Source organism: Bacillus sp. FSL H8-0534 (assembly GCF_038005885.1).
Lineage (GTDB): Bacteria > Bacillota > Bacilli > Bacillales > Bacillaceae_G > Bacillus_A > Bacillus_A pseudomycoides.
Window position 1 is genome coordinate 2,694,280 of record NZ_JBBOUC010000001.1, and the last position, 25,315, is coordinate 2,719,594.

The 25,315-nt window shown below is 34.9% G+C and carries 19 protein-coding genes and 2 riboswitches; of the genes, 3 read left to right on the forward strand and 16 right to left on the reverse strand.

The genetic code is table 11. The annotated features are described in order from the left end of the window. Nucleotides 1-65 precede the first annotated feature (65 nt). A riboswitch (TPP riboswitch) is annotated at nucleotides 66-167 on the reverse strand. 175 nt (nucleotides 168-342) lie between these two features. Next, nucleotides 343-480 (forward strand): hypothetical protein, encoded by a 138-nt coding sequence (locus MHH71_RS13825; protein WP_006093426.1) that lies wholly within the window; start codon nucleotides 343-345, stop codon nucleotides 478-480. A gap of 277 nt (nucleotides 481-757) precedes the next feature. Further along, entirely contained in the window at nucleotides 758-2,071 is a 1,314-nt protein-coding gene (locus MHH71_RS13830) for an anaerobic C4-dicarboxylate transporter family protein (protein WP_006093427.1), read from the forward strand. 74 nt (nucleotides 2,072-2,145) lie between these two features. Here MHH71_RS13830 and ilvA read toward each other — a convergent pair whose 3' ends face one another. The 7 genes from ilvA to MHH71_RS13865 form a co-directional block, all read right to left on the reverse strand. After that, nucleotides 2,146-3,354 (reverse strand): threonine ammonia-lyase, encoded by a 1,209-nt coding sequence (ilvA, locus tag MHH71_RS13835; protein WP_033798595.1) that lies wholly within the window; start codon nucleotides 3,352-3,354, stop codon nucleotides 2,146-2,148. A gap of 268 nt (nucleotides 3,355-3,622) precedes the next feature. Next, complete coding sequence (gene thiE, locus MHH71_RS13840; protein WP_006093429.1) at nucleotides 3,623-4,297, reverse strand: thiamine phosphate synthase; 675 nt, start codon at nucleotides 4,295-4,297, stop codon at nucleotides 3,623-3,625. A 6-nt stretch (nucleotides 4,298-4,303) separates the two neighbouring features. Continuing rightward, the gene (gene thiM / locus MHH71_RS13845; RefSeq protein ID WP_006093430.1) at nucleotides 4,304-5,122 is read right to left on the reverse strand and encodes a hydroxyethylthiazole kinase; all 819 of its coding nucleotides are present in this window, start codon (nucleotides 5,120-5,122) and stop codon (nucleotides 4,304-4,306) included. Nucleotides 5,123-5,182: 60 nt separating this feature from the next. Then, nucleotides 5,183-5,292, reverse strand: a riboswitch (TPP riboswitch). Nucleotides 5,293-5,593: 301 nt separating this feature from the next. Further along, nucleotides 5,594-6,541 (reverse strand): siderophore ABC transporter substrate-binding protein, encoded by a 948-nt coding sequence (locus MHH71_RS13850; RefSeq protein WP_033798597.1) that lies wholly within the window; start codon nucleotides 6,539-6,541, stop codon nucleotides 5,594-5,596. A 73-nt stretch (nucleotides 6,542-6,614) separates the two neighbouring features. Next, on the reverse strand, nucleotides 6,615-7,373 hold the full coding sequence (locus MHH71_RS13855) for an iron ABC transporter ATP-binding protein (protein WP_033798598.1): 759 nt from the start codon (nucleotides 7,371-7,373) through the stop codon (nucleotides 6,615-6,617). Further along, nucleotides 7,367-8,269: an iron chelate uptake ABC transporter family permease subunit gene (locus tag MHH71_RS13860; RefSeq protein WP_371393780.1), complete on the reverse strand. Its 903-nt coding sequence runs from the start codon at nucleotides 8,267-8,269 to the stop codon at nucleotides 7,367-7,369. The genes MHH71_RS13855 and MHH71_RS13860 overlap by 7 nt, the downstream gene beginning before the upstream one ends. A gap of 58 nt (nucleotides 8,270-8,327) precedes the next feature. Beyond that, nucleotides 8,328-9,281 (reverse strand): ABC transporter permease, encoded by a 954-nt coding sequence (locus MHH71_RS13865; RefSeq protein ID WP_033799601.1) that lies wholly within the window; start codon nucleotides 9,279-9,281, stop codon nucleotides 8,328-8,330. Between the two features lie 662 nt (nucleotides 9,282-9,943). Between MHH71_RS13865 and MHH71_RS13870 the strand changes: the two genes are divergently transcribed. Beyond that, a complete protein-coding gene (locus tag MHH71_RS13870; protein ID WP_003205730.1) occupies nucleotides 9,944-12,136 on the forward strand; it encodes a DNA topoisomerase III in 2,193 nt (730 codons plus the stop codon). A gap of 34 nt (nucleotides 12,137-12,170) precedes the next feature. Here the strand turns inward: MHH71_RS13870 and MHH71_RS13875 are convergent, their stop codons facing one another. The 9 genes from MHH71_RS13875 to argF all read right to left on the reverse strand — a co-directional run bounded on the left by MHH71_RS13875 (nucleotide 12,171) and on the right by argF (nucleotide 25,295). Further along, nucleotides 12,171-15,032 (reverse strand): YhgE/Pip domain-containing protein, encoded by a 2,862-nt coding sequence (locus MHH71_RS13875; RefSeq protein WP_033798582.1) that lies wholly within the window; start codon nucleotides 15,030-15,032, stop codon nucleotides 12,171-12,173. 311 nt (nucleotides 15,033-15,343) lie between these two features. Continuing rightward, nucleotides 15,344-16,135 (reverse strand): endonuclease/exonuclease/phosphatase family protein, encoded by a 792-nt coding sequence (locus tag MHH71_RS13880; protein WP_003194752.1) that lies wholly within the window; start codon nucleotides 16,133-16,135, stop codon nucleotides 15,344-15,346. Between the two features lie 3 nt (nucleotides 16,136-16,138). Further along, complete coding sequence (locus MHH71_RS13885; RefSeq protein ID WP_006093301.1) at nucleotides 16,139-17,776, reverse strand: PTS transporter subunit IIBC; 1,638 nt, start codon at nucleotides 17,774-17,776, stop codon at nucleotides 16,139-16,141. A gap of 189 nt (nucleotides 17,777-17,965) precedes the next feature. Next, nucleotides 17,966-19,630, reverse strand: a complete 1,665-nt coding sequence (locus MHH71_RS13890) for a glycoside hydrolase family 13 protein (RefSeq protein ID WP_033798581.1) — start codon at nucleotides 19,628-19,630, stop codon at nucleotides 17,966-17,968. A 445-nt stretch (nucleotides 19,631-20,075) separates the two neighbouring features. After that, nucleotides 20,076-20,759: a hypothetical protein gene (locus MHH71_RS13895; RefSeq protein WP_003194745.1), complete on the reverse strand. Its 684-nt coding sequence runs from the start codon at nucleotides 20,757-20,759 to the stop codon at nucleotides 20,076-20,078. A 138-nt stretch (nucleotides 20,760-20,897) separates the two neighbouring features. Further along, nucleotides 20,898-21,587 carry a Crp/Fnr family transcriptional regulator gene (locus tag MHH71_RS13900; protein WP_018766527.1) on the reverse strand — a complete coding sequence of 230 codons (690 nt, stop codon included), beginning with the start codon at nucleotides 21,585-21,587 and terminating at the stop codon, nucleotides 20,898-20,900. Nucleotides 21,588-21,785: 198 nt separating this feature from the next. Next, the gene (gene arcC / locus MHH71_RS13905) at nucleotides 21,786-22,748 is read right to left on the reverse strand and encodes a carbamate kinase (RefSeq protein ID WP_006093298.1); all 963 of its coding nucleotides are present in this window, start codon (nucleotides 22,746-22,748) and stop codon (nucleotides 21,786-21,788) included. A 37-nt stretch (nucleotides 22,749-22,785) separates the two neighbouring features. Next, nucleotides 22,786-24,201 carry an arginine-ornithine antiporter gene (gene arcD / locus MHH71_RS13910; protein ID WP_006093297.1) on the reverse strand — a complete coding sequence of 472 codons (1,416 nt, stop codon included), beginning with the start codon at nucleotides 24,199-24,201 and terminating at the stop codon, nucleotides 22,786-22,788. Between the two features lie 95 nt (nucleotides 24,202-24,296). Next, nucleotides 24,297-25,295, reverse strand: coding sequence for an ornithine carbamoyltransferase (gene argF, locus MHH71_RS13915; protein WP_029427564.1), 999 nt, complete (start codon nucleotides 25,293-25,295; stop codon nucleotides 24,297-24,299). Between the last annotated feature and the right edge of the window lie 20 nt (nucleotides 25,296-25,315).

Genomic DNA, 25,315 nt, shown 5'->3' on the forward strand with positions numbered 1-25,315 from the left:
AAGGCTTTCCTACAAAATACGTAGGAAAGCCTTGTATGCAAGTTATTATACAATAACATCTGCTTACATCACTTTAAGTAACTCCCTACGCTGGCATTATCCAGATCAGGTTGAGGGTCGATGCTTACTTACATCCTCTCAGCCAATTGGCTCCCCGGTCTTAATTCGTTTTCATTGTAGCATGATTTATTTTTTCAAACAAACAAATCTACATTTTTTCATAATATGATACCGCTCATAATCTATTGTTCATATATTTTATACTATATTTTCAAAGAAGCTGGTGCCTCAAAACTTGGTAAATGGCATTTTTGGCTCTTACATATCGGACTACCGATTATAATGATTGCACTTGCTCTTGAGATTTATGGCTACCATGCAGCTATACCTTTTGTTGCTGGTGGAAGTATTCTTGTTGTTCTTGCTATTATCATTTTTGCTATTAATATTTTCACACAAATTAAAGAATCTCTAAAATAAGTCTATTTCATAAGAAAAAAGCAGAAACAGATGAATTCGTTTCTGCTTTTTTCTTTGCAACACATTCACTATACGTCCATTATTTCTTATTTATATATTAAATTAAAGTAATTGTTTTTCCAAAATAATGTCACAAAATATAGTGAATGTTACATTTTATGTGTTATATAATAAAAAGGTTGATTTAACAGGTCTTTATTTGAATAATTTAATAATTATCATTCAAATTAAATTATTCAAAAATATCTTACCATATAAATTTTGGAGGTAGTTTATCATGTTTTGGCTACAATTTCTTACCTTATTACTCTGCATTTTTATCGGTGCACGCCTTGGTGGAGTTGGACTAGGGGTAATGGGTGGCGTTGGTATGGCAATACTTGTATTCGTATTCCATTTACAACCTACAGCTCCTCCTATTGACGTTATGCTGATGATTTTAGCAGTCATTACAGCTGCAGGTGCCTTACAAGCTGCAGGTGGAATGGATTACCTTGTTCATCTTGCAGAAAAAGCACTTCGTAAAAACCCGAAGCGCATTACATTTTTCGCACCTATTGTGACATATTTATTTACATTGTGCGCTGGAACTGGACATGTTGCCTATTCCGTACTTCCCGTTATTGCAGAGGTATCACGTGAATCAGGAATTAGACCTGAACGCCCGATGTCAATTGCCGTAATCGCTTCGCAACAAGCAATTACAGCAAGTCCAATCTCTGCTGCAACTGTGGCCCTGTTAGCAATGCTAGCTGATTATAAAATTACATTGTTAGATATTTTAAAAGTAAGTATTCCTTCTACTTTCATCGCTTGTATGCTAGCTGCTTTCGTTGCCAGCAAAATGGGTAAAGAGTTAAATGAAGACCCTGAATACTTGAAACGATTAAAAGAAGGAATGATTCCTAAACTTGAAGAAAAGAAAGAATTTATCGGTGCAAAGGGCGCCAAATTATCTGTTGTTCTCTTCTTATTTGCAACTATTTTTGTTGTTCTTCTTGGTTCATTCGAAGCACTTCGTCCAGGATGGATGATAGACGGAAAATTAGTTCGGCTTTCAATGCCAAACACAATTGAAATGGTAATGTTAACAATTGCTGCTCTTATTATTATCTTCTGTAAGCCAAATGTAGAAAGCATTGTATCTGGAAATGTCTTCAAAGCTGGTGCTACAGCCGTTGTTGCAATCTTCGGTATCGCTTGGATGGGAGACACATTCTTTAACGGAAACTTAAGTACGATTCAAGGATCGATTCAACACTTAGTAACAAGCGCACCATGGTTATTCGCTATTGCATTATTTATTCTATCTATTTTACTGTATAGCCAGGCAGCAACAGTACGTGCGTTAGTGCCACTCGGATTATCACTTGGTATTTCACCAGCACTTCTTATTGCGATGTTCCCTGCAGTAAACGGATATTTCTTCATTCCGAACTACGGAACAATTGTTGCTGCGATCAACTTTGACCGTACAGGAACAACACGTATTGGTAAATATGTATTAAATCATAGCTTTATGATTCCTGGTCTGGTCGCAACATTTGCTTCCATTGGAATTGGGATGCTACTAATTTCAATTATGTTTTAATATATAAAAAGCACAAACTTTTTCTGAATAAAGTTTGTGCTTTTTTCATTTAATCAAACGTTTGTTTAAATTCTTTATTCAATAACCTCTACATTATATCCTTTCTTCTCTATCGCGCTTAGCACTTCTTCAATATGATTTTTATTTTTCGTTTCTAATGATAAATGGAGCTGCGCATACCCAGGAAACACCTTTGTTCCAATTCTCTCTAAATGAATATGTAATACGTTCGCTTCAAAATTTGTCACAATTTCAAGTAAGTGTTGCAAATGTCCTGGTTTATCCTTAATTGTTGTCGCAATGTGAACAAATCGACCAGCTTCAACCATTCCATGTTCAATAATACGAGTGATAAAGTTTACGTCGACATTCCCTCCACTTAAAACTGACACAACCTTTTTTTCCTTCACAGGTACTTTTTGATATAGTAGCGCCGCTAATGAACTAGCACCGGACCCCTCTACTAATAATTTATTGCGTTCAAGTAGCATTAGCATCGTTCGTGCAATTTCCATTTCATCCACACAAAAAATATCATCTACGTAGCGCTCTACAAGCTGAAAAGTAAGCTCACCTGGTCTTTTTACCGCGATTCCATCTGCCATAGTCGGCGAAGATTCTACTGTAATTACCTTCTTTTCTTCAAAGGATTGCTTCATACCTGGACAAGCAAGCGCTTGTACACCATATATTTTTACCGATGGCTTCTGTTCTTTAATCGCCATCGCTATACCTGCAATTAAACCTCCGCCTCCAACAGGACAGATTACTGCATCTATATCATCAAACTGCTGCATAATTTCTAATCCAACTGTACCTTGACCAGCAATGACAGCCTCATCATCAAACGGGTGAACAAACTTCGCTCCCGTTTGTTCTTTTAAATCAAGTGCGTAAGCTAAAGCATCGTCAAATACATCACCTTGCAACTCTACATGTGCACCATATCGCTTAGTCGCAAGCACTTTACTAAGCGGGGCACCTTTTGGCATCACAATCGTACAAGGAATACCGAGCATATTACTAGAATAGGCAACTCCTTGTGCATGATTTCCAGCAGACGCTGCAACAACCCCATTTTCTAATTCACCTTTATCAAGAGAAACCATCTTATTATAAGAACCACGTACTTTAAAAGAACCCGTCTTTTGTAAATTTTCGAGTTTCAAATATACTTCATTATGCGATAGTTCACTAAATGTACTTGAATAATCTAGTGGTGTCATATGGACAATGCCTTTCATTTTCTCATGAGCAGCTATAATATCTTGTAAAGAAATCATATGTTCCCCTCCGAAACGATATATGTTCATACATATTAGTTTGAGCCGCACACTTTGTTTTATACGACAAAAAACCATTTTTTCAGATTAGAAATGGTTCTTCCCATATATCAACAATTTTCACTATTTATCCCGCTATTCGCGGGCAGTAAGACCCCCACCTCAAGATTCAGAGAGAAACGAGGAAGATAGGTGGGAGATTAACTGACCGTAAAATCCCAATTGGTGAGGGATGATAATCAGTATGGGATGAAGAACCCCCCACTAATTAAAGTTTCACTTTATCATTAAAAATACCTGTCAGTAAAGACGTACTTTCATAAGGCGAATCTGCTAAACTAATTGCAGAAATAACAGAAACGCCATCAGCCCCTGCCTCTATAACAGAAGCAGCATTTTTAACTGTAATTCCTCCAATACCAACAATCGGAACTGTAATCCCTGCCTCTCTAAAATGACGCAACCCTTTCGTTCCTTGCACCGCTTTTGTATCTTTCTTCGTACTCGTCGGAAAAATAGGTCCTACTCCTAAATAATCCGCCCCATTTGCAATGGCAAAGCGTGCTTCTTCTATCGTATGGGCAGATACCCCAACAATTTTATCTCCCATTTTTTCACGAACGAATGTAATTCCTTCATCATCTTGTCCAACATGAATACCATCTGCATCTAATTCAATTGCTAAGTCTACATCATCATTCACAATAAATGGAACATTATATTCTTTACAAAGTGCTTGTAACTGCTTTGCAAAATGGACTCGTTCTTTTCCAGTTAAAGCTCCTTCACCCTTTTCACGAAATTGAAAAAGGGTCACTCCACCATCTAGCGCTTCTTTCATTACTCGTAATGGATCCTTTTGGCAATTGTTACTACCCATAATAAAATACACTTGCAATAATTTGGACATTTGCTGTTGATTAATGCGCGCCATTTCCCTCATCCTTTCTTACTGCACTTCTTGGATATTTCCATATTGTTCAATATCATCCACAGTAATGTTTGCTAGCTGATTCAAAAATTCGATTTGGAAACTGCCCGGTCCTAGCTCCACGGTTTTTGCAGCAGCGATTTCTGCTGCTACCCCATAAAACGTTAATGCAGCAACTGCTGCTTTCACATAATCTTTTTCAACCGCTGCAAATGCTCCCATTACAGAAGTTAACAAACATCCCGTCCCTGTAACTTTCGTTAAGATTGGATGGCCGTTACGAATGATAAAAGTTCGCTCACCATTTGTTACAACATCTTCTTTTCCGGTAATAACCGCGACTGTATCTAGTTCATCTGCTGCTTGTTTCGCAATTCCTACAACATCTCCATTTCCAGCACCAACATCAACACCTTTAATTTCCCATTTTTCATTGATAACATTAGCAATTTCCGCTGCATTCCCGCGAATCATTGCTAATTTCACTTCACTTGGAATATGTCTTGCTACTTCAGTTCGGTAAGAAGTAGCTCCAGCACCAACTGGATCAAATAATATTGGTACATGATGTGTATTCGCAGACTTTCCAGCAATTAGCATTGCTTCTACTTCTTCAGGGCGAAGCGTACCCATATTTAAAACAAGTGCTCCTGCAATGCTAGCCATTTCAGCCACTTCTTCTTTTGCATACGCCATAACTGGTGATGCTCCTACTGCAAGTAAACCATTGGCCGTAAAATTTGTCACAACAACATTTGTAATATTATGCACAAGTGGATTAGACTCTCTTACTACTTCCACTACTTTTGCAATTTCTTTTATATTCATTCTTTTCATCTCCTAATTTAGTAATGGGAGATACACAAAAAGACACTTCGCGTATGCAAAGTGCCTGAATATGTGCTTTTACACTCTCCCTACGCTGGCATTATCCAACAGGTTCAAATGGTCAACGACAGATTAGCCGTACTCTCAGTTTGCTTCCGCAAACTCCCATGTGTTTTCTTATTCATCTAATTCAGAGTCTACTCTTATTCTCTTAAAATAACAAGTTACAAGTTTTTGTCATCTTAATATGTAAGTACAAATTGAAAAAACGATAAAAACCCTTTTTTTAGGTGGGAGAGACCATCCGGCCATGCATAGAAGCGGTCAGGTCCTCTTTTAGCCCCATGCCAAGTTCAAACAAAATGAGAGCGGGTCACTTTTTGTTCTTCGGAGCAGCGACTTATATATTGAAAAATCAAAATGGATTTATATATATAAAATAGTGATAGGACATTAAAATCCCTACCACTATCTTTCATATTATTTTAAGCCTTTAGATACTTCTTTCACCATTTCTGATACAGACTCAAGTCCGCCACCAGATAGGTACCAGTAGTTTGCATCTAAATAGATTACATTGTTATTTTTCGCAGCATTTGTTTTGTTAACAAGTTCATTTTCAACTACTTGTTTCGCAGAAGATTTACCACCAGTAACAACACCGCTATCGATTACGAATAAGTAATCAGGGTTCTTTTCGAGAATATATTCAAATGACACGTTATTACCATGAGTAGATGCTTGAATCTCTTTATCCGCAGGAATTACTCCAAACACATCGTGGATAATACCAAAACGAGATTCCGGACCATACGCACTTACTTTACCGTCATTTGCTTTAATAACTAAACCTTTTTTGTCACTTTTCGTAGCTTTTTCATTTAATGCTTTTACATCCTTTTCAACTGCTGCAATTTCTTTTTTCGCTTTATCTTCTTTTCCAAAGATTTTTGCTAACATTTCTGTGTTGTCTTTAAATGATTTCATATAATCTTTAGTATCTTGTTCTACATAAATTGTTGGAGCAATTTTTGAGAATTCTTTATATGAATCAGCTTGTCTTGCAGAAATAATAATTAAATCTGGTGCAATTTCGTTAATTTTTTCAAAATCTGGCTCTTTTAAACCACCAACGTTTGTATACTTTTTATCTTTATATTTAGAAAGGTACTCTGGTGTATTCTTTTGTGGTACACCAGTTACTTCAACACCTAATTTATCTAATGTATCTAAGGAACCAAAGTCAAATACGACAACTTTTTTCGGGTTAGTTTTAACTTTCGTTTCTCCTAATTTGTGCTTAATCGTCATCTCTTTTGATTTACTTTCACTCGCTTCTGTCTTCTTCTCAGAAGAAGCGTTATTGCTACATGCTACCGCGACGATAGCAAGTATGAAAGTTAATAGTAGCATCGCTAATTTCTTCACTTCAATCACCTCTATAAATTTTTTAAAATTATTTAAATCGATAGCAAGCTAGTACTATCAAAATAACTTCCTCTTATGAAAAATAAATACAAATATTATTTCCCGCTATTTCTTCAATATGAATATCCATGTCATAAATATCCTTCAAAACAATCGGGTCAATGATTTCATTTGTTGCTCCCTCTTTCATTACTTTTCCATCTTTTAAAGCAACGATATAATCAGAGTAACAAGAAGCAAAGTTAATATCATGGATTACAATTACAACTGTTTTACCCAGTTCTTCAACTAAGCGTCTTAGCACTTTCATAATTTGTACGGAATGCTTCATATCTAAGTTGTTCAATGGCTCATCTAGCAAAATATATTCTGTATTTTGAGCAATAACCATAGCGATATATGCCCTTTGCCGCTGCCCACCACTAAGCTGATCTAAGTACTTATATTGAATATCTTCAAGCTCCATATAGTTAATGGCTTCCTCGATATGATTCCAATCTTCTTCGGACAGATTTCCTTGTGAATACGGAAATCTCCCAAAACTAACTAATTCCCGAATCGTAAGTCTTAAATTGATATGATTCGTTTGCTTTAAAATAGAGACTTTTTTGGCAAGCTCATTACTCTTCCATTCGCCAATTTCTTTATCCTCTATATAGATTTCACCAGCATCTTTTTGTAACAGCCTACTCATCATAGAAAGAACCGTACTTTTTCCAGCTCCATTCGGTCCGATAAAAGATGTGATTTTACCTTTTTCTATTTTAATAGAAACATCTTCAACAACATTGTTATTTCCATATTGCTTTGATATATTTCTTACTTCTACCATGCCTTGCTCTCCTTTAATAGAAGATAGATGAAGTATACTCCACCAACAAAATTCACAATAACGCTTAAAGTTGTATTAAATTCAAACAACCTTTCAACAATTAATTGTCCCCCTACTAGGGCAATAATACTAATAAAGATAGAACCTGCTATTAAATATTTGTGCCTGTATGTACGTAAACATTCACGCGCAACGTTTACTACAAGTAATCCTAAAAATGTAATTGGTCCAACTAACGCTGTAGAAATAGAAACTAGAATTGCAATTACAATTAAAAGCTTTTTCACAACTTTATCGTAATCTACACCTAAATTAATAGCCTCTTCTCTTCCTAGCGATAGTACATCTAATAACTTCAGTTCTTTATATACGTAAGCGAGAACTAATAGAATCCCAATGATAGACGTTACAAGTAACTCTGTTCTCACGTTATTTACACTTGCAAACATTTTCCCTTGTACAATTTGAAACTCATTTGGATCAATGAGTACTTGCATAAAAGAGGATAAACTTTGAAAGAACGTTCCAAATATTAATCCAATTAACAATAAGAAATAAATATTGCTTCCTTCTCTCTTAAAGAGAAATTTATAAAGAAACAGTGAAAAAATAACCATTAAGCTTACTGATACAAGAAAATTAACATTTGTATTCATCATTGTGATATGTTTTGAACCGAATACAAACACTACAAATGTTTGCATAAACATATAAAGTGAATCTAGACCGATAATGCTTGGTGTTAAAATACGGTTGTTACTAATTGTTTGAAAAATCATAGACGAAAACGCAATTGCTCCGCCCGTTATAACCATTGCCAACAATTTCTTACCTCTTCTTGGCAATGCATAATCTAATGTATTCATATTTAAGTTAATAAATAAAAATATCCCCATGGCTACAACTGATGCAATGGCAAGCACTGCCAACATTTTTTTATGACTTGTTTGTTTTCTATGCTGCATATGCGTTTCTCCTCATCAATAAATAAAGGAAGATTCCGCTTCCAATTACTGCCACTGTAAGGCCAATAGAAATCTCGTACGGATAAATAACGACGCGGCCAAGTATATCGCAAGCAAGTACAAAGACCGCTCCTAGTAAAGCAGTATGAGGTAAACTATTCTTTAAATTATCTCCACGATAAATAGAAACAATATTCGGAATAATAAGCCCTAGAAATGGAATCATACCAACAGTCAAAACAACTAATGCGGAGATTAAAGAAACGATAATTAGCCCGATATTTAGCACTCGGTTGTAATTCATCCCTAAGTTGGCCGCAAAATCTTCACCCATTCCAGCAACTGTAAATCGATTTGCATATAAGAAGGCGATAATGACAAGTGGGATACTTAAATATAAAATTTCATATCTTCCTTTCATCACCATTGAAAAATCCCCTTGTAGCCATGCAGAAATGTTCTGAATTAGGTCGTATTTATAAGCAAAGAATGTCGTTATAGAGCTGATAATGTTCCCAAACATAATTCCCACAAGCGGGATAAAAATCGCATCCTTAAACTTAATTCTCTTCAAAATTTGCATAAATAAAAATGTACCAGCTAATGCAAAGACAAATGCAACAAACATTTTTTCAAGCGGGCTCGCTGTCGTGAATAGCATCAATGAAACTAAAACCCCTAGCTTTGCACTATCCATTGTCCCCGCAGTTGTCGGGGATACAAATTTATTTCTGCTAAGTTGCTGCATAATTAAACCACTTATACTTAAGCTAACACCAGCAACAATAATACTGATTAGACGTGGTAATCTACTAATAAATACAATTTGCATTTTTTCTTGATTCCAGTGCAAAATATCTGCTAGATTAACCTCTTTTACACCGATAAAAATAGACACAATTGATAAAACAATAAGCATGATAAACAAATATCTCTTTTTCATAATTTCTTCATGGTGCAGATTATGTTCTGTCGCCATCATTTGATTTCATACAGATTATAATCCTATCATTTTATCCCCCTTTGTCTATTTATAAGATAATAGAAAAGAAAATGATTCTCTTTATCAATTAAAGGTATACTTTATACTTTCAATCTGACGTTTTGGCAATAATCAGATTACCAACTTAATGATAATGAAATTCATTAACAATGTCAATGAATTCCATTATTGTTTATATCGCTTTTTTATTCATATTAGGAAACTTATTATATCTATAGAATTAATAAAAAGCCCAACTTCCCTTTGAGATAAGAAAAATTGCACTTTCTTCTTTTTCTTTTGAACCAAATTTCAATTTTGCCAAAACTTCCGCTAACGCAGGATTACGCGGCTCATCATCTTGATTTTATTGTTTCATATACTTCGCAACATCGCGTTTTGATCTTTTCCGCCTTGTGAAATAATGGTTTGTCCTTTTAAAAAAGGACAAAGATATCCTACTATTTTGTTATATCCGAAATACTAAAATTTTCACCCTCTTAACTAGTCAAAGATATAGAGTATTTAATTCATAACAAAAGGTTAGAATCTTCGGCATAACTGAATCCACAAAGGATGTATGCTATATTTAACTTACGGAAACTTGAAAGGATGTTTTAAATATGGCAAAAAGTGTTGTAATTGCTGAAAAACCTTCTGTTGCACGTGATATTGCGCGTGTATTGAAGTGTGATAAAAAAGGAAATGGTTATCTTGAAGGTAATAAATATATCGTTACTTGGGCTTTAGGGCATCTTGTTACATTAGCAGACCCAGAAAGCTATGATGTGAAATACAAAAAGTGGAATTTAGAAGATCTGCCAATGCTACCTGAACGTTTGAAATTGACAGTGATTAAGCAAACTGGCAAACAGTTTAATGCCGTTAAAAGTCAACTGATTAGAAAAGATGTTACTGAAATAATAGTGGCTACAGACGCAGGAAGAGAGGGAGAATTAGTCGCGCGTTGGATTATTGATAAAGTTAAAATTAATAAACCTATCAAGCGTCTATGGATTTCATCTGTTACCGATAAAGCAATCAAAGATGGCTTCGCAAACTTAAAGCCAGGTAAAGCATATGAAAATTTATACGCTTCAGCTGTCGCACGTTCGGAGGCTGACTGGTATATCGGGCTTAATGCAACACGTGCATTAACTACTCGATTTAATGCTCAACTAAACTGTGGTCGTGTACAAACACCTACTGTGGCTATCATTGCAGGTCGTGAAGACGAAATTAAAAACTTTAAAGCTCAAACATACTACGGAATTGAAGCTCAAACAACAGATAAGTTAAAGCTAACTTGGCAAGATGGGAAAGGCAATGGTCGTAGTTTTGATAAAGCGAAAATCGATACGATTGTGAAAAAACTCGATAAACAAAATGCCACTGTCACGGAAATTGAGAAAAAGCAGAAAAAATCATTCGCTCCTGGTCTTTATGATTTAACTGAGCTACAACGTGATGCGAATAAAATCTTTGGTTACTCTGCAAAAGAAACATTAAACATTATGCAAAAATTATATGAGCAACATAAAGTACTCACTTACCCTCGTACAGATTCGCGCTATATTTCATCTGATATCGTCGGAACACTTCCAGAGCGTCTAAAAGCGTGTGGAGTAGGAGAATACCGTCCTTTAGCTCATAAAATTTTAAATAAGCCTATAAAATCCACTAAAGCATTTGTTGATGATAGTAAAGTAAGCGATCATCACGCAATCATCCCAACGGAAAGCTATGTGAATTTCTCAGCTTTCACAGATAAAGAACGCAAAATTTATGATTTAGTGGTAAAACGTTTCTTAGCAGTTTTATTCCCAGCCTTTGAATATGAACAACTAACATTACGCACGAAAATTGGTGATGAAACGTTTGTTGCACGTGGCAAAACGATTTTACATTCTGGTTGGAAAGAAGTATATGAAAACCGCTTTGAAGATGACGATGCAGTTGAAGATTTAAAAGAGCAAATTTTACCTCGCATTGAAAAAGGCGATACATTAAGCGTAAAACTAATTGCTCAAACATCAGGTCAAACAAAACCACCTGCACGCTTTAATGAAGCAACGTTACTTTCAGCAATGGAAAACCCTACAAAATACATGGATACGCAAAATAAACAACTTGCTGATACGCTAAAATCAACTGGTGGATTAGGTACTGTGGCTACACGAGCTGACATTATTGACAAACTATTTAATTCATTCTTGATTGAAAAACGTGGTAAAGATATTCACATTACATCAAAAGGTCGTCAGTTACTTGATTTAGTACCGGAAGAACTAAAATCTCCTACACTAACTGCTGAATGGGAACAAAAACTTGAAGCTATCGCAAAAGGTAAATTAAAAAAAGAAATTTTCATTTCCGAGATGAAAAACTATACAAAAGAAATCGTTGCTGAAATTAAATCAAGCGATAAAAAGTATAAGCATGAAAACATTTCAACAAAAACTTGTCCAGACTGTGGAAAACCGATGCTTGAAGTAAACGGCAAAAAAGGTAAAATGCTTGTATGCCAAGACCGCGAATGTGGTCATCGTAAAAATGTATCCCGTACGACAAATGCAAGATGCCCTCAATGTAAGAAAAAACTAGAACTTCGCGGTGAAGGAGATGGGCAAATCTTCGCATGTAAATGTGGATATCGCGAGAAGCTTTCTACATTCCAAGAGCGCCGCAAGAAAGAATCAGGAAATAAAGCAGATAAACGCTACGTGCAAAAATATATGAAGCAGCAACAAAAAGAAGAAGAAGAGCCATTAAATAACGCACTAGCAGAAGCATTAAAAAAGTTAAAATTTGAATAAAAAAAGTTCCTACCGCTCTCGGTAGGAACTTTTTTTAATGAATAATTTTACTTCCTTTTGCATTCTCAACAAATTTCTCACTCGACTTGTTAATCGGTGTTTTCAGTACCAATGCAAGTACAAGCATGATTACCACAAAGACACTTAACACGAGAAGATCTCTTATCACAATATCCCAAAGCATTCCGCCCACTGTTTCACGAATCACGCTAATTGCATATGTGAACGGTAAGAACGGATATATCGATTGGAAGAATTTTGGAAGCATTTGAATTGGGAATGTTCCGCCTGATCCAGCTACTTGTAGTACGAGTAAAATGATTGCCATCGATTTCCCAATGTTTCCGAAAACAGAAACGAGTGAATACACGATACAAACAAAGACTCCACCAATGAATAAACTGAATAGAACAAACCAAAACTTATCAACTACATACGTACCAAGTAAGAAAATATCTCCCATCGATACGATAAACGCCTGTGCAAGACCTATCGTTAAGAATGTTAAAAAGCGTCCGAAGTAAATCTCATGACTCTTATAATTTGCCCCTGGCTCATGTACTTCTACTGTTAATAATGAAACCATTAAAAGTGCCCCTACCCATAATGCAAGCACTGTATAGAATGGTGACATCCCCGAACCGTAGTTTGGCATCGCAAATAATTTATTTTCTTTTAATTTTACTGGATTTGCAAAGTAATCACTTTGCTGTTCAACATCATTTTTCAATAACTTGATGATATCTTTTATATCTTCTTCCGATTCAAATTTACGAATTTTATCTGCTAATTCTTTAATCTTTTTCTCAGTAGCCGGCATTTCTGCTTTAATATCTTCAACTTTCTTCGTACCTTCTACTAAGCCTTTTGATGAATCTTCAAGCAGTTTTTTAACATCTGGAAGCTTTTTATCTGCGTCGTTTAAAAGCTTAGATGTATTTTTTGACATCTCTTTTGTACGTGCGATTGCTGCGTTAAAGCTTGGAACGATTTCTGAATCGTATCTTGCTAAGAAATCATCCAATTGTGCTGAACCGTTTTTCGATGCTTCATTAATGCTTTCAATTACATCTTTTGTAGGCTGTTGCCCATTATTAATGAGTGTGATTGCTTTATTCGTTGCATCACTACCCTTTTGCATGATATCTTTCGCTTTATTTAATTTTGCAATTCCGTTATCAAGATTTTTATCACTGTTTACATCAGCTAAAACCTTATTTGCACTCTCTAAAACAGGAATCATATCATCAATCATGCTAATACCTGCTTGGAATTGGCCATTTACACTATTTAAAGCGACTTTTGTTGAATCTAAACCGTTAATACCTTTATTTTGCAGGTCTTCCATTGCTTTTTGAGCATCAGATTTAGCATTCTCAATACCATCTCTTACTTTATTATATTCAGTCTTTGCTTTCTCATAATCCTCATTTATCTTGTTTTCTGTTTGTTCTTTAAACTGAACTGCTTTTTTGTAATCTGCTACAAACGTTTCATTATAATCTTTTTCAGCTTGATTAATTAAATCATTTGTTGCATTTAATTTTTGATTAACAGCATCTCTCACATCTTGTTTTACTTCTTGACCTGTACTAATTAACTCTCCAACATGTTTAATTCTATTATCTACATCCTGCAGAGATTGTTTAAGAATAGTTAAATGCTCACCCCTATCTCCAAAGACTTTTTGACCAGAATCCGTTGATGCATTCTTTTGAAGTTCAGTAAAGAAATCAATTAAATACGATACATCACTTATTCGTCCTTCGATATGTTTAGAAGCATCAGCTACATTTTTCTGGGCTACAGATGGATCAACATCTTTATTCTGCAATCCATTCATAACACCTTGTGCATATGCAGTTCCTGTACGAGCTGAGTTCAACACAGTGTTCACAGTTTGATTAATGTTTCTCGCAATATTTTTATATCCTTCATCATTAAACTGTGGAAGTCCAGAAAGTGATGGAAATTCAGGCAGTGGAGGTATCTTAGATATATCAGGAAGGTTCAAATCGACTCCTGGATTCATTAAGAAATTAGTAAAGGCTGTTGCCTTATCCATGCCATCTTTCACCACAGTTAAGTCGTTCCGTATCGCTCCAGGAGCATCTTTTAATCTTTGGTCATTGTTTGCAAAGAACTTATCTAAGTTCCCCAGCGTTTCCTGTCCATCATTAATCACACTTTCCACAACCGGTAAATCCTCTTGTGCAACTTTCACAAGATCTTGTGCTCTAGTCGCATCATCTAATGCTGTATTCACAAGTGTATACATTTCCGGGAACTGTGCTTCTAGCTTAAACACAAGATCTTTTACTTTTTCAATACTTGGTAAGTTTGTTTCTAAATCGATTCCAAGGTCATTGAAGATTTCAAAGATCTCACCGTTTGCTGTTTTAACGAAGTTTTTACTGATTTCTTCTGTTATACCTGATGCACCTTTCGCTGTAATTTTCGGTGCAATGGCATTGACCTTTTCATTCACAAAATAATCAAGTTCTGGCTTTTGCGGATTATCGCTAATTACCGTCGCAATTTTTTCAGAGAAATCTTTCGGGATCGTAATACTTGCATAATAATCCCCGTGTTCTACTCCATAAATTGCTTGCTTTTCATCAACGAATTTCCATCCCATATTTTTATTCTTTTTGAGCGAATCTACAATTTCATTCCCGATGTTAATATCTTTTCCCCGTAAATTTGATCCAGCATCTTGGTTGGAAACTGCAATTGGAACATCTTTCGTGTTCCCATATGGATCCCAGGAAGCTTTAATGTTAAACCATGCATATAACGATGGCAAAATCATAAGTCCTAATACAATTACAATCGCAGCCCAATGTTTGGCTACATTCCGTAAGTCTGTCGTATAAATACGCCATATCTGTTTCATATAAGCTATCACCTAATTATATATTTTTCCTTCTTTAGAAAATGATGCATGCATTTTGCAATTATATCATTTTCCTCATCGTGGATTAAACGAAAATGTACTATTTTTTCCAAACGAAACACTTCACTTACTTCATTATATAACGAAGTCGATAAAGTATTCATACAAAATGACCAAATCGGTTTTACATTCAGTAATAACAAATATATAGGAAATGTCATAAAAAATACAAGTATTTTATCTTGGAAATACTTGTATTCACAAAAAAAATCCTCATAGCGCTTACATTGCTATGAGGATTTCTTCTATTATTATATATCCAATTGAACTTCTACTCCGAAATGATCTGAAATAATATTTCGATTTATACCATTGAAAATGACCTTTGAAGAAATAACTGTTTTTGGTTTGTTACTTAAAATAAGATCAATTCGTAAATTTTGCTTATTTTCATCCCAACCAGCAATTTTTCCTTGTACAGTTGTTCCTTCATCTTTTTTAAAAGCTAGTTCATATGTGTCATAAAGCCCTTTTTGCATGAGATAATCGTATCCTTCTCCTTGTAAACGAGCATTATTATTAAAATCGCCCATTAAAATTGAAAGTTCGTTTTCATTCACATGCTGCGTTAAACAATCCACTTGGCCTTGAAACGTTTCTTCCTCATCATTCCACCACCCAAGGTGACATGAATAAAACGTCATATTCTTTCCTTTATAAGAAACTGTTGCACTTACAATTTTACGTGCTTTCCAATAAGAAGTATCCTTACTTTCTGATACAAAGAAAGAATCTTGTTTCACAATAGGATGTTTCGTTATGATAGCTGAACCTTCTTCATATATGTCATAACCAATATGCGAGTAATCCCAAACAATATTGTAATTTCCTGAACCCAACTTCTCAAGCTCTGCAAGTAATACAAGGCCAAAGTTATCCTTTTTCTTATTACCGCATACATTTTGAGCTTTTATAGACTGACTAACCTCTTGCAAGGCAATAACATCGTAACCTTCCTCTTGAATCGTTTTAGCAAGATGTCTTATTTTTTCTATTTGATTCTCTTCTTGCCAAGAGTGGCAGTTTAAAGTGAGTAATTTCATTTATTATGCACCTAACATATCTTGGATGTCTGATTTCAACACATCAGCTTTCGGACCATATACTGCTTGAACACCTTTGTCTTTTACAATGAGACCTAAAGCACCGTTTTGCTTCCATTGTGCCTCTGGTGCAACAGCTTCTAAATTTTTCACTGTTACACGTAAACGTGTCATACAAGCATCTACATCCGCAATATTATCTTTTCCACCTAAAAGTTCAATAACCTTTGTTGCTAATGAACCCTCTTTTACATTCGTTGTGCCTTCTTCTGATTCATCTTCATTATCAATATAGTTCCCTGCACGACCTGGCGTTGGTAAATTGAATTTTTTAATTAAGAAATTGAATAATGTAAAGTTTAAACCGAAGAATACCGCTGACACAACAACAAAGTTAATTAAATCTCTTGTTAACCCCGCATTTATCATCATTGGTGTACGTGTAATTAACTCAATAAATCCAAATGCATGAACACGTAAGTTAATTAAATCCGCTAATGCAAATGCAAGTCCTGTTGTAATCGCGTATACAATATATAATACTGGTGCAATAAACATGAACATGAATTCAATTGGTTCCGTTACACCTGTTAAAAATACTGCTAATGCTGCAGATAAGAACATTGGTTTATATTTTGCACGTTTATCTTTATCGACATTACGGAACATCGCAAATGCAATACCAATTAATGATGCAGTTGAACCAATAACTTGCCCAACTTTGAAACGAGCTGGAACAACATTATTTAATAAATCGTTATATGCTTTTGTATCCCCATTCGCTAACAAGTTATTTAAATCAGTAATCCATGCAAGCCATAATGGGTCTTGTCCCGCAACAACCTGACCAACTTTTGCTCCAGTTAACATCGTGTATGTTCCACCAAGCTCCGTATAGTTCATAGGAATCGTTAACATATGATGTAATCCGAACGGTAATAGTAAACGCTCTAATGTCCCGTATACAAATGGTGCAACAATTGGTGCACTATCTTTAGATGCTGCGATCCAGCGACCAAACTCATTTAATCCGCTTTGGATAAATGGCCATAAAAGTGATAAAGCAATCGCAGTAACTGTAGACCATACAATTACAACAAATGGTACAAATCGTTTTCCGTTAAAGAACGCTAATGCTTGTGGTAATTTATTATAGTTATAGTATTTATTATATAAGGTAGCTCCTAAGAACCCTGTAATAATCCCTACGAATACTCCCATGTTCAATGCTGGTGCACCAAGTACAGAAGTGAAATAATCCTTTACAAGTAAATCTCCTGCTAATAATGAAGAAACTTTCGCTTTTGAATCCGTTAACATTTCAGCGTTAACACCAAATATAGCTCCCGTAATTCGGTTCGTTAAGACGAATGCTAACAGTGCTGCGAATGCACCACCTGCCCGGTCTTTCGCCCAAGACCCCCCAATTGCTACTGCAAATAAAATATGCAAGTTTGTAATAATTGCCCAACCGATGTCTTCCATTACTCTAGCAATTGTATGTACTGCATTTACATCCCCAGCAGACATACCAATTAGCTTACCGATGGAAATCATTAAGCCAGCAGCTGGCATAACAGCTACAACAACTAGCAATGCTTTCCCGAACTTCTGCCAAAAATCAAAAGACGTAATTTTCATCTGTTTTTTCCTCCTCTTTATTTATAAAATCCCTAATAATATAGATAATAATTTCTTTTTGCTTACGAAAACGATACCTTTTTTAACGCAAACGTTTTCATAAATCTATTTTAATAAAAGCGTTTTCATATTGCAATATAAATTTATTATTTTTCATAAAAAAAGATGCTACGAGAGCATCTTTTTTTATTAAGAAATACGATAAACCCTTGTTTCATAAGGTTTTAAAGTAATTGTAGTACATTTATTATGTTCCGCTACTTCATAGTTATTTAAAAGCAAACGTTTGCGTTCTAAAGAGAATGTATCCTCATTATACACAGCATTTTCTTTAGATATATTACTAATCACAACAACTTTTGCATCATTTAACGTACGCGTATACGCATAAACCTGCGGATCATTCTCTAAAATCAAATCATATGTGCCATAATTAAATACATCATGCTCTTTTTTTAGTGCAATCATCTTTTTATAGAAATTAAAAATAGAACTAGCCTCTACTTGCTGCTTTTGAACATTAATTTCTTTATAATTTGGATTCATTCCAAACCACGGTTTCCCTGTTGTAAAACCAGCGTTTTCTTCATCATTCCATTGCATTGGTGTACGTGAATTATCACGACAAGATGCCCAAATAATTTCCATCATTTCTTGATGTGATACGCCTTCTGCAATTTTCTCGCGATATAAATTCTTAATTGCTACGTCATCATAATCTTCAATATTTCGGAATTGAACATTTGTCATACCAATTTCTTGTCCTTGATAAATAAACGGTGTTCCGTGCATAAAGAAGTACATTGCTCCTAAAGCTGTTGCACTTTCACGCCAATACTGTTTATCATCTCCCCACGTAGAAACAATCCGTGGTTTATCATGATTTTCAATATACAACGCATTCCATCCCTTATTTTCTAAACCTTTTTGCCACTTCGTTAACACCTTTTTCAGTTCCACAACATCAAGTTCCTTTTTCTTTTCTGCATCCCATAAACTTAAATGCTCAAACTGAAATACCATATTAAATTTACCGTTTTCTTCTCCAACCCACAGATCAGCATCTTCAACTTTGACACCATTGGCTTCTCCAACAGTCATAATATCGTATTTTGAAAATGTATTCTCCTTCAACTCTTCTAAAAGTGGTTGAATTCCATTTACATTCATATGTTTATCAAAAGAAGGCACATACTTTAATCCTTTTGGATTTGGCATGTCTTTTAGGCCTTCTTCTTTTTTGATATGACTGATTGCATCTACACGGAAACCATCAATTCCTTTATTTAGCCACCAGTTTACAGTATCATATAAAACTTCACGGACCTGTGCATTCTCCCAGTTTAAATCTGGTTGTTTACGTGAGAATATGTGTAAGAAATATTGATCTGTTACTTCATCATATTCCCAAGCAGAACCGCTAAAGATACTTTCCCAATTATTTGGCTCTTCTCCATCCTTACCATCGCGCCAAATATACCAATCACGTTTTGGATTATCTTTAGACGAACGCGATTCAATAAACCAAGGATGTTCATCACTCGTGTGATTAATAACTAAATCAATAATGAGCTTCATACCACGTTTATGCACTTCATCTAGTAATTCATCAAAATCAGCCATTGTACCAAATTCATCCATAATGTCTTGATAGTCACTAATATCATAACCATTATCATCATTCGGTGATTTATACATTGGACAAATCCAAATTACATCGATACCTAAATCCTTTAAATAATCAAGTTTTGTAATAATACCTTGTAAATCTCCAATACCATCACCATTGGAATCCATAAAGCTACGTGGATAAATTTGATAAGCGACAGCTTCTTTCCACCATGTTTTATTCATAATAATTCTCTCCTTTTGCATCCATCTTAAAAATTTATGCAAACGTTTTCGTAACACTATCATAACAAAATATAGAGAGTTTGCAATGAGAAATTTCATCTTATTACTAAATATCTACTTTTCTTTAAGAAACAATACTCCATTTCATTAACCTTACATATTTTTATGGTGTACATACTTGGTGGGAATTTCTCACTCCCCTTTATCATTAATAAAGTGAAACTTTAATCAGTGGGGGATTCTTCATCCCCCACTGATTATTAGCCCTCACCAATCGGGCTTTTACGGACAGTTGGTTCCCTGAATTTTGATGTATGGGTCTTAATTACAAATAAAAAATCATCCAATTTATGCCCGATTATTCGCAACATTTTGGATGACTAAAGTTTACTTTTCTTTTTCATTTCTAATTCTTTCTCCTAATAACAAACCTCATTTTCATAAACTAATTATCTGTCTTATGATTTTTATTTAATGACCGCAATTTAATATTTGGTGCTTTATTTTTCACTACGACGTCATCATAAACAACTGGAACTTGAAACTCAAATTGCTTTGTTTCATGTCGCTGTAGGTAAATAGGTGTTGGTACCTGATAACTCTTTAATTTTTGATTTGCATCTTGATATAAAACAAGTTGTAATGCTTGTGAATGATTGCGATAATTTTTTAAAGTGACGACGCAATTTTGTTCAAAATTATCCCCCTTTTTCTCCATCGTACATTGGCTATCCTCTTTTTTGTATTCAATTGCCTCTAGTCCTTTTTTCCCTGTGTAATGCCATGTTTTATCAAGAGTTTGAAGTATTTCATTTAAAGTAAATGGCATTATGATAATCAAGACACTCATACACACTACTTTTATGTTATTTAGCTTTTTTAACCAATTAGAATCCTTCTTTTCTAACCACTTTATAAGAAATAGAAAAGAAATTGCTTGTAATGCAAAAGAACAAATCCAGATATTCGAAATCTTATACCCCATATAAATATATGTATCTACTGGAATCCCGTATGCGTGAAATAATTTTTCTCCAATTAATTCATTATCATTTGGCATTTTTATTAATAGTAATACTCCGACACTGTAAAAAATGGCTACTAATCGATCATATTCAATCCGAATCATTCTTTCTCCCTTCTCCTTTGTTTTTTATTATCGATTTTAGCTAACATTATCGGAATATACAATCTTTTTATAGGGAATAACATAAAAAAGTTCCTTATAAATATATAAAGAACTCTATTAATATACAATATGAAGTTTTCACATCGAAATTTCCTCAAAGTACGTTGGATTATGTATAGTAATTTTTTTACCTAGAACCGTAACAATACTATCATTTTTCAATTGTTTTAATACACCGCTAACAGTCTCTCGAGATGTTCCAGATATCTTTGAAATTTCAATTGTTGTAAGTGGACATGCGATTACAATTTCCTCACCATCTTGTTCTCCTAAATCATTCATTAAATAATTTAATGTCTGGATAACACGATCTTGTGCATTTGGGATTGTAATATTTTGCACCCGATTTTCGTTAATTTTTAATATAGAGGATAACTGCTGAACAACGTACATTAGCTGTGTCCGACTTGCTTTTACCATATCTTCAAAAATCACTGTAGGAATATAGTAAACATCCACATCTGTCATTGCCTCCGCTGTATAATTATATGCATTGTCTGTAAACATACCACCATAAGGAAAAATAGAAAGTCGCTTTACATAGTCTTCATATAATAAATTCCCGTTTTGATTTACTCGCTCTAACTTTACAAAACCATCTAGCATAAAATAAATTCTTTCTCTTGAATCACCTTCTAAAAATAAAAACTGACCTTTCTTATAAGTTCGCCAATAAACAAACTCTGATAGGCTTTTTAATTTTGTATCTGTTACATGAGAAAATAATTCAAACTGCTTCAAGTCTTTAACTACGTTCCGTCTGTTCATAAAATTCCTTCTCTCTTGCTATATATCGGAGTGAAACATCGAGAAAGCGTATTCAATTTTATTTTATCACACTTAACCTACACAGCTTTTTCTTATCATGAATACTTTATGAACATTTTTCCTAAAAATTAACAAACAAAAAGAATGAAGTTACTAACCCCATTCTTTTTGAAATTACTAGTAATAGAAGAGCTATGTTTATACACAAGCATATACGTCCTGCTTAGAAATAATCGTACCAGCTTTTTCTTCTAATGCTTCATATACTTTTTCTAATGAAGTAATAATTGTTTTTCGCTTTGGATCTGCATTTGCAAAACTAATAGCAGCTTCAATTTTTGGAAGCATACTACCTGCTGCAAATTGTTTCTCCTGTATATACCCTTCTAATTCATCGACTGTAACAGCCTCTAATCTCTTTTGATTAGGCTGATTAAAATGCACATAAACATAATCAACTGCCGTTAAAATCACAAGTGTATCAGCATCTACTAGTTCTGCTAACTTTTGAGCTGCAAAGTCCTTATCAATGACAGCTTCAGTACCTTTTAACCCTTCCTCAGACTCAATAACGGGGATTCCTCCACCTCCAACAGCAATGACTATATTTCCACCTTCAACTAATGAATTGATTACTTTATGCTCGTGAATACTCACAGGCTTTGGTGACGGCACAACGCGTCTCCATCCTCTTCCTGCATCCTCTTTAAATACAGCTTTTGTTTCTTCCATTAACTTTCTTGCTTCTTCTTCTGTATAGAAAGGCCCAATTGGTTTTGTTGGATTTCGGAATGCCTCATCCTTTTCATCCACGACAACACGTGTTATAACCGTGGCTACTTCTTTTTTTATTTTACGCTTTTTCAAAGCCTTCTCAATTGCATTTTCCATCCAATATCCGATCATCCCTTGGCTCATTGCACCACAAGTATCTAACGGCATTGCCGGTGTTTTTTCCGTATCTGCTGCTTTTTGTTGCAATAAAATATTACCTACTTGCGGGCCATTTCCATGTGCAATAACAATATCAACGTTATTTTCCATAATTTTAACAAGTTGTTCTGCTGTTCTTTCTAATGCTTCTTGCTGCGCCTCGGCAGTGGCATTTCCAGATTGTATAGCATTTCCCCCTAGTGCAACTACGATTTTTCTTCGTTTCATATTTCAACCCTCCAATTGATTTCATTTTCACAAAATTTTATAAAGTGATACTCCCTGTAATTAATCCGTAAATCGCAAAAAATGCTAAGGCACCAATAGCTACAGAGGATGCCAGTTCCACACGAGTAAATATTTGTTTTGGATTCGTTTGCTTTTGAACATTGTAAAAGATGAAAATACCAGGTGCATATAATGTCATTGTTAGTAATAAGTAATCTAAGCCAGCTGCATACACTAACCAAATTCCATAAATACTTGCTACCAAACCAATGATTATATTTTTTGTTCGATCTTTTTCTTTAGATTGTAAACTGTGCTTAAATTGATAGAATGCTGAAAAAGCATACGGAATTAAAATAGCAGAGGACGCGAGAGAAAATGCAAAATTATATGCTTGATCTGAAACAACAAATGTTAATAAGAAAACTTGAATTAAACCATTTGTTATCCATAATGAATTTATAGGAGCTTTGTTTTTGTTTTCTTTCGCAAACCACTTTGGAAACACTCCGTCTTTAGCAGCTAAATACGGAATTTCAGATGCGAGTAGCGTCCATCCTAACCAAGCACCTAATACAGAAATGACTAAACCTAAGTTAATAAAAATAGCGCCCCATTTCCCGACAACGCTTTCAAATAAATACGCCATAGATGGATTTTTCAAATTAGCAACATCAGCTTGTTGCATAAGACCAAGAGATAGTAATGTAAGTAGGATATAAATGATGAGTGTACCAATTAATCCGATGACTGTTGCTTTCCCCACATCGCTTCGGCTTTTCGCACGACTTGATAAGACAACAGCTCCTTCTACACCAATAAATACCCAAAGAGTTACAAGCATTGTGCTCTTAACTTGACTACCTACTGCTCCCCAAGAAAAGGAACCAGCTTGTCCCCAAAAACCATCTAAGAAAATATCAATATGGAAGGCGAAAATTCCTACAACAATAAAGACAAATACAGGCACTAATTTTGCAATTGTTGTTACTAAATTTACAAGTGCTGCTGATTGTACCCCACGTAAAATTAGCATGTGAACACACCATAGCAATATACTCGCTCCAATAATCGAAGCTACATTTTGTCCACCTTCAAAAACTGGGAAGAAATAACCTAATGAAGAGAATAATAATGTACCGTAAGCTACATTACCAAGCCAAGCAGATAGCCAATATCCCCAGGCACTATTAAATCCCATAAAATTACCAAATCCTGCTTTTGCATAACTAAAAATACCACCATCTAAATCTGGTCTTTTTACAGTTAAATTTTGAAATGATAATCCAAGAGCAATCATCCCAATCCCTGTTATAACCCATCCGATAATAATGGCTCCCGCACCAGCGCCTTTTGCCATATCACTTGCTAAGTTAAATGCTCCACCGCCTATCATGGAACCAACGACAAGAGCTGTTAAAGTAAATAGTCCTAGTTTCTTTTCTTCACCCATTACACTCACCTCTCTTTAATTGCAATAAGAAGAAAACAACAATAGTGAATGATAGTGTCTAAAGGAGGAGAAAGAAGGAAGATTACCTTCCTTCTTTACTCCATATTTCCTAAAGTAGCTGCCATAACCGCTTTAATTGTATGCATTCTATTTTCTGCTTGATCAAATACTTTTGAATGCTTACTACGGAAGACTTCGTCACTTACTTCCATTTCTTTTATTCCATATTTTTCATAAATCTCTTCTCCGTACATTGTTTCCACATCATGAAATGCAGGTAAACAATGTAAGAACATCACATTTTCATTTCCAGTTGCTTTAATCATTTGCATATTTACTTGATAAGGCGTCAATAATTCAATTCGTTCAGCAAACTTATCTTCTTCCCCCATAGATACCCATACATCTGTATAAATTACATCCGCATCTGCAACAGCCTCTTGAACATTACTTGTTACCATTACTCGATCATTATATTTTTTTGCTAAATCAATAACTTCTTGTGCTGGCCATAATGATTCTGGTGTACAAATACGGACTTCCATTCCAACAATTGCACCGCCGACTAATAAGCTATTTGCTACATTGTTCCGCCCGTCCCCAACATAAACGAGCTTAACGTCTTTTAAACGTCCCACATGTTCTTTTATTGTTAATAAATCTGCAAGTGTTTGTGTTGGATGCCACATATCTGTTAAGCCATTCCATACTGGCACACCAGAATTGTTTGCTAAAGATTCTACTGTCGCATGATCGAAACCACGGAATTCAATCCCATCAAACATACGCCCTAAAACTTTTGCTGTATCTTCAACAGATTCTTTTTTTCCGAGCTGAATATCACCTTTACCTAAGTATTCAGGGTTGGCACCTAAATCTGTACAAGCTACGGTAAATGCACACCGTGTACGAGTTGAAGTTTTTTCGAATAAGAGTGCAACATTTTTACCTTCTAAATAACGATGCGGAATACCATTTTTCTTTTTCTCTTTTAATTCTGCTGCTAAATCTAGAAAGTATAATAATTCTTCTTCCGTAAAATCTTTTTCAGCAAGAAAACTTCTTCCTTTTAAGTTTGGTTTAGTCATCAACATGATTCATCCCTACTTTCTCC

Coding starts and splice junctions, on each gene's coding strand:
- MHH71_RS13825 (WP_006093426.1), top strand. CDS start 343: ATGATTGCACTTGCTCTTGAGATTTATGGCTACCATGCAGCTATACCT.
- MHH71_RS13830 (WP_006093427.1), top strand. CDS start 758: ATGTTTTGGCTACAATTTCTTACCTTATTACTCTGCATTTTTATCGGT.
- ilvA (WP_033798595.1), bottom strand. CDS start 3,354: ATGATTTCTTTACAAGATATTATAGCTGCTCATGAGAAAATGAAAGGC.
- thiE (WP_006093429.1), bottom strand. CDS start 4,297: ATGAGGGAAATGGCGCGCATTAATCAACAGCAAATGTCCAAATTATTG.
- thiM (WP_006093430.1), bottom strand. CDS start 5,122: ATGAAAAGAATGAATATAAAAGAAATTGCAAAAGTAGTGGAAGTAGTA.
- MHH71_RS13855 (WP_033798598.1), bottom strand. CDS start 7,373: ATGGTAGAAGTAAGAAATATATCAAAGCAATATGGAAATAACAATGTT.
- MHH71_RS13860 (WP_371393780.1), bottom strand. CDS start 8,269: ATGGGGATATTTTTATTTATTAACTTAAATATGAATACATTAGATTAT.
- MHH71_RS13865 (WP_033799601.1), bottom strand. CDS start 9,281: ATGAAAAAGAGATATTTGTTTATCATGCTTATTGTTTTATCAATTGTG.
- MHH71_RS13870 (WP_003205730.1), top strand. CDS start 9,944: ATGGCAAAAAGTGTTGTAATTGCTGAAAAACCTTCTGTTGCACGTGAT.
- MHH71_RS13875 (WP_033798582.1), bottom strand. CDS start 15,032: ATGAAACAGATATGGCGTATTTATACGACAGACTTACGGAATGTAGCC.
- MHH71_RS13880 (WP_003194752.1), bottom strand. CDS start 16,135: ATGAAATTACTCACTTTAAACTGCCACTCTTGGCAAGAAGAGAATCAA.
- MHH71_RS13885 (WP_006093301.1), bottom strand. CDS start 17,776: ATGAAAATTACGTCTTTTGATTTTTGGCAGAAGTTCGGGAAAGCATTG.
- MHH71_RS13890 (WP_033798581.1), bottom strand. CDS start 19,630: ATGAATAAAACATGGTGGAAAGAAGCTGTCGCTTATCAAATTTATCCA.
- MHH71_RS13895 (WP_003194745.1), bottom strand. CDS start 20,759: ATGATTCGGATTGAATATGATCGATTAGTAGCCATTTTTTACAGTGTC.
- MHH71_RS13900 (WP_018766527.1), bottom strand. CDS start 21,587: ATGAACAGACGGAACGTAGTTAAAGACTTGAAGCAGTTTGAATTATTT.
- arcC (WP_006093298.1), bottom strand. CDS start 22,748: ATGAAACGAAGAAAAATCGTAGTTGCACTAGGGGGAAATGCTATACAA.
- arcD (WP_006093297.1), bottom strand. CDS start 24,201: ATGGGTGAAGAAAAGAAACTAGGACTATTTACTTTAACAGCTCTTGTC.
- argF (WP_029427564.1), bottom strand. CDS start 25,295: ATGTTGATGACTAAACCAAACTTAAAAGGAAGAAGTTTTCTTGCTGAA.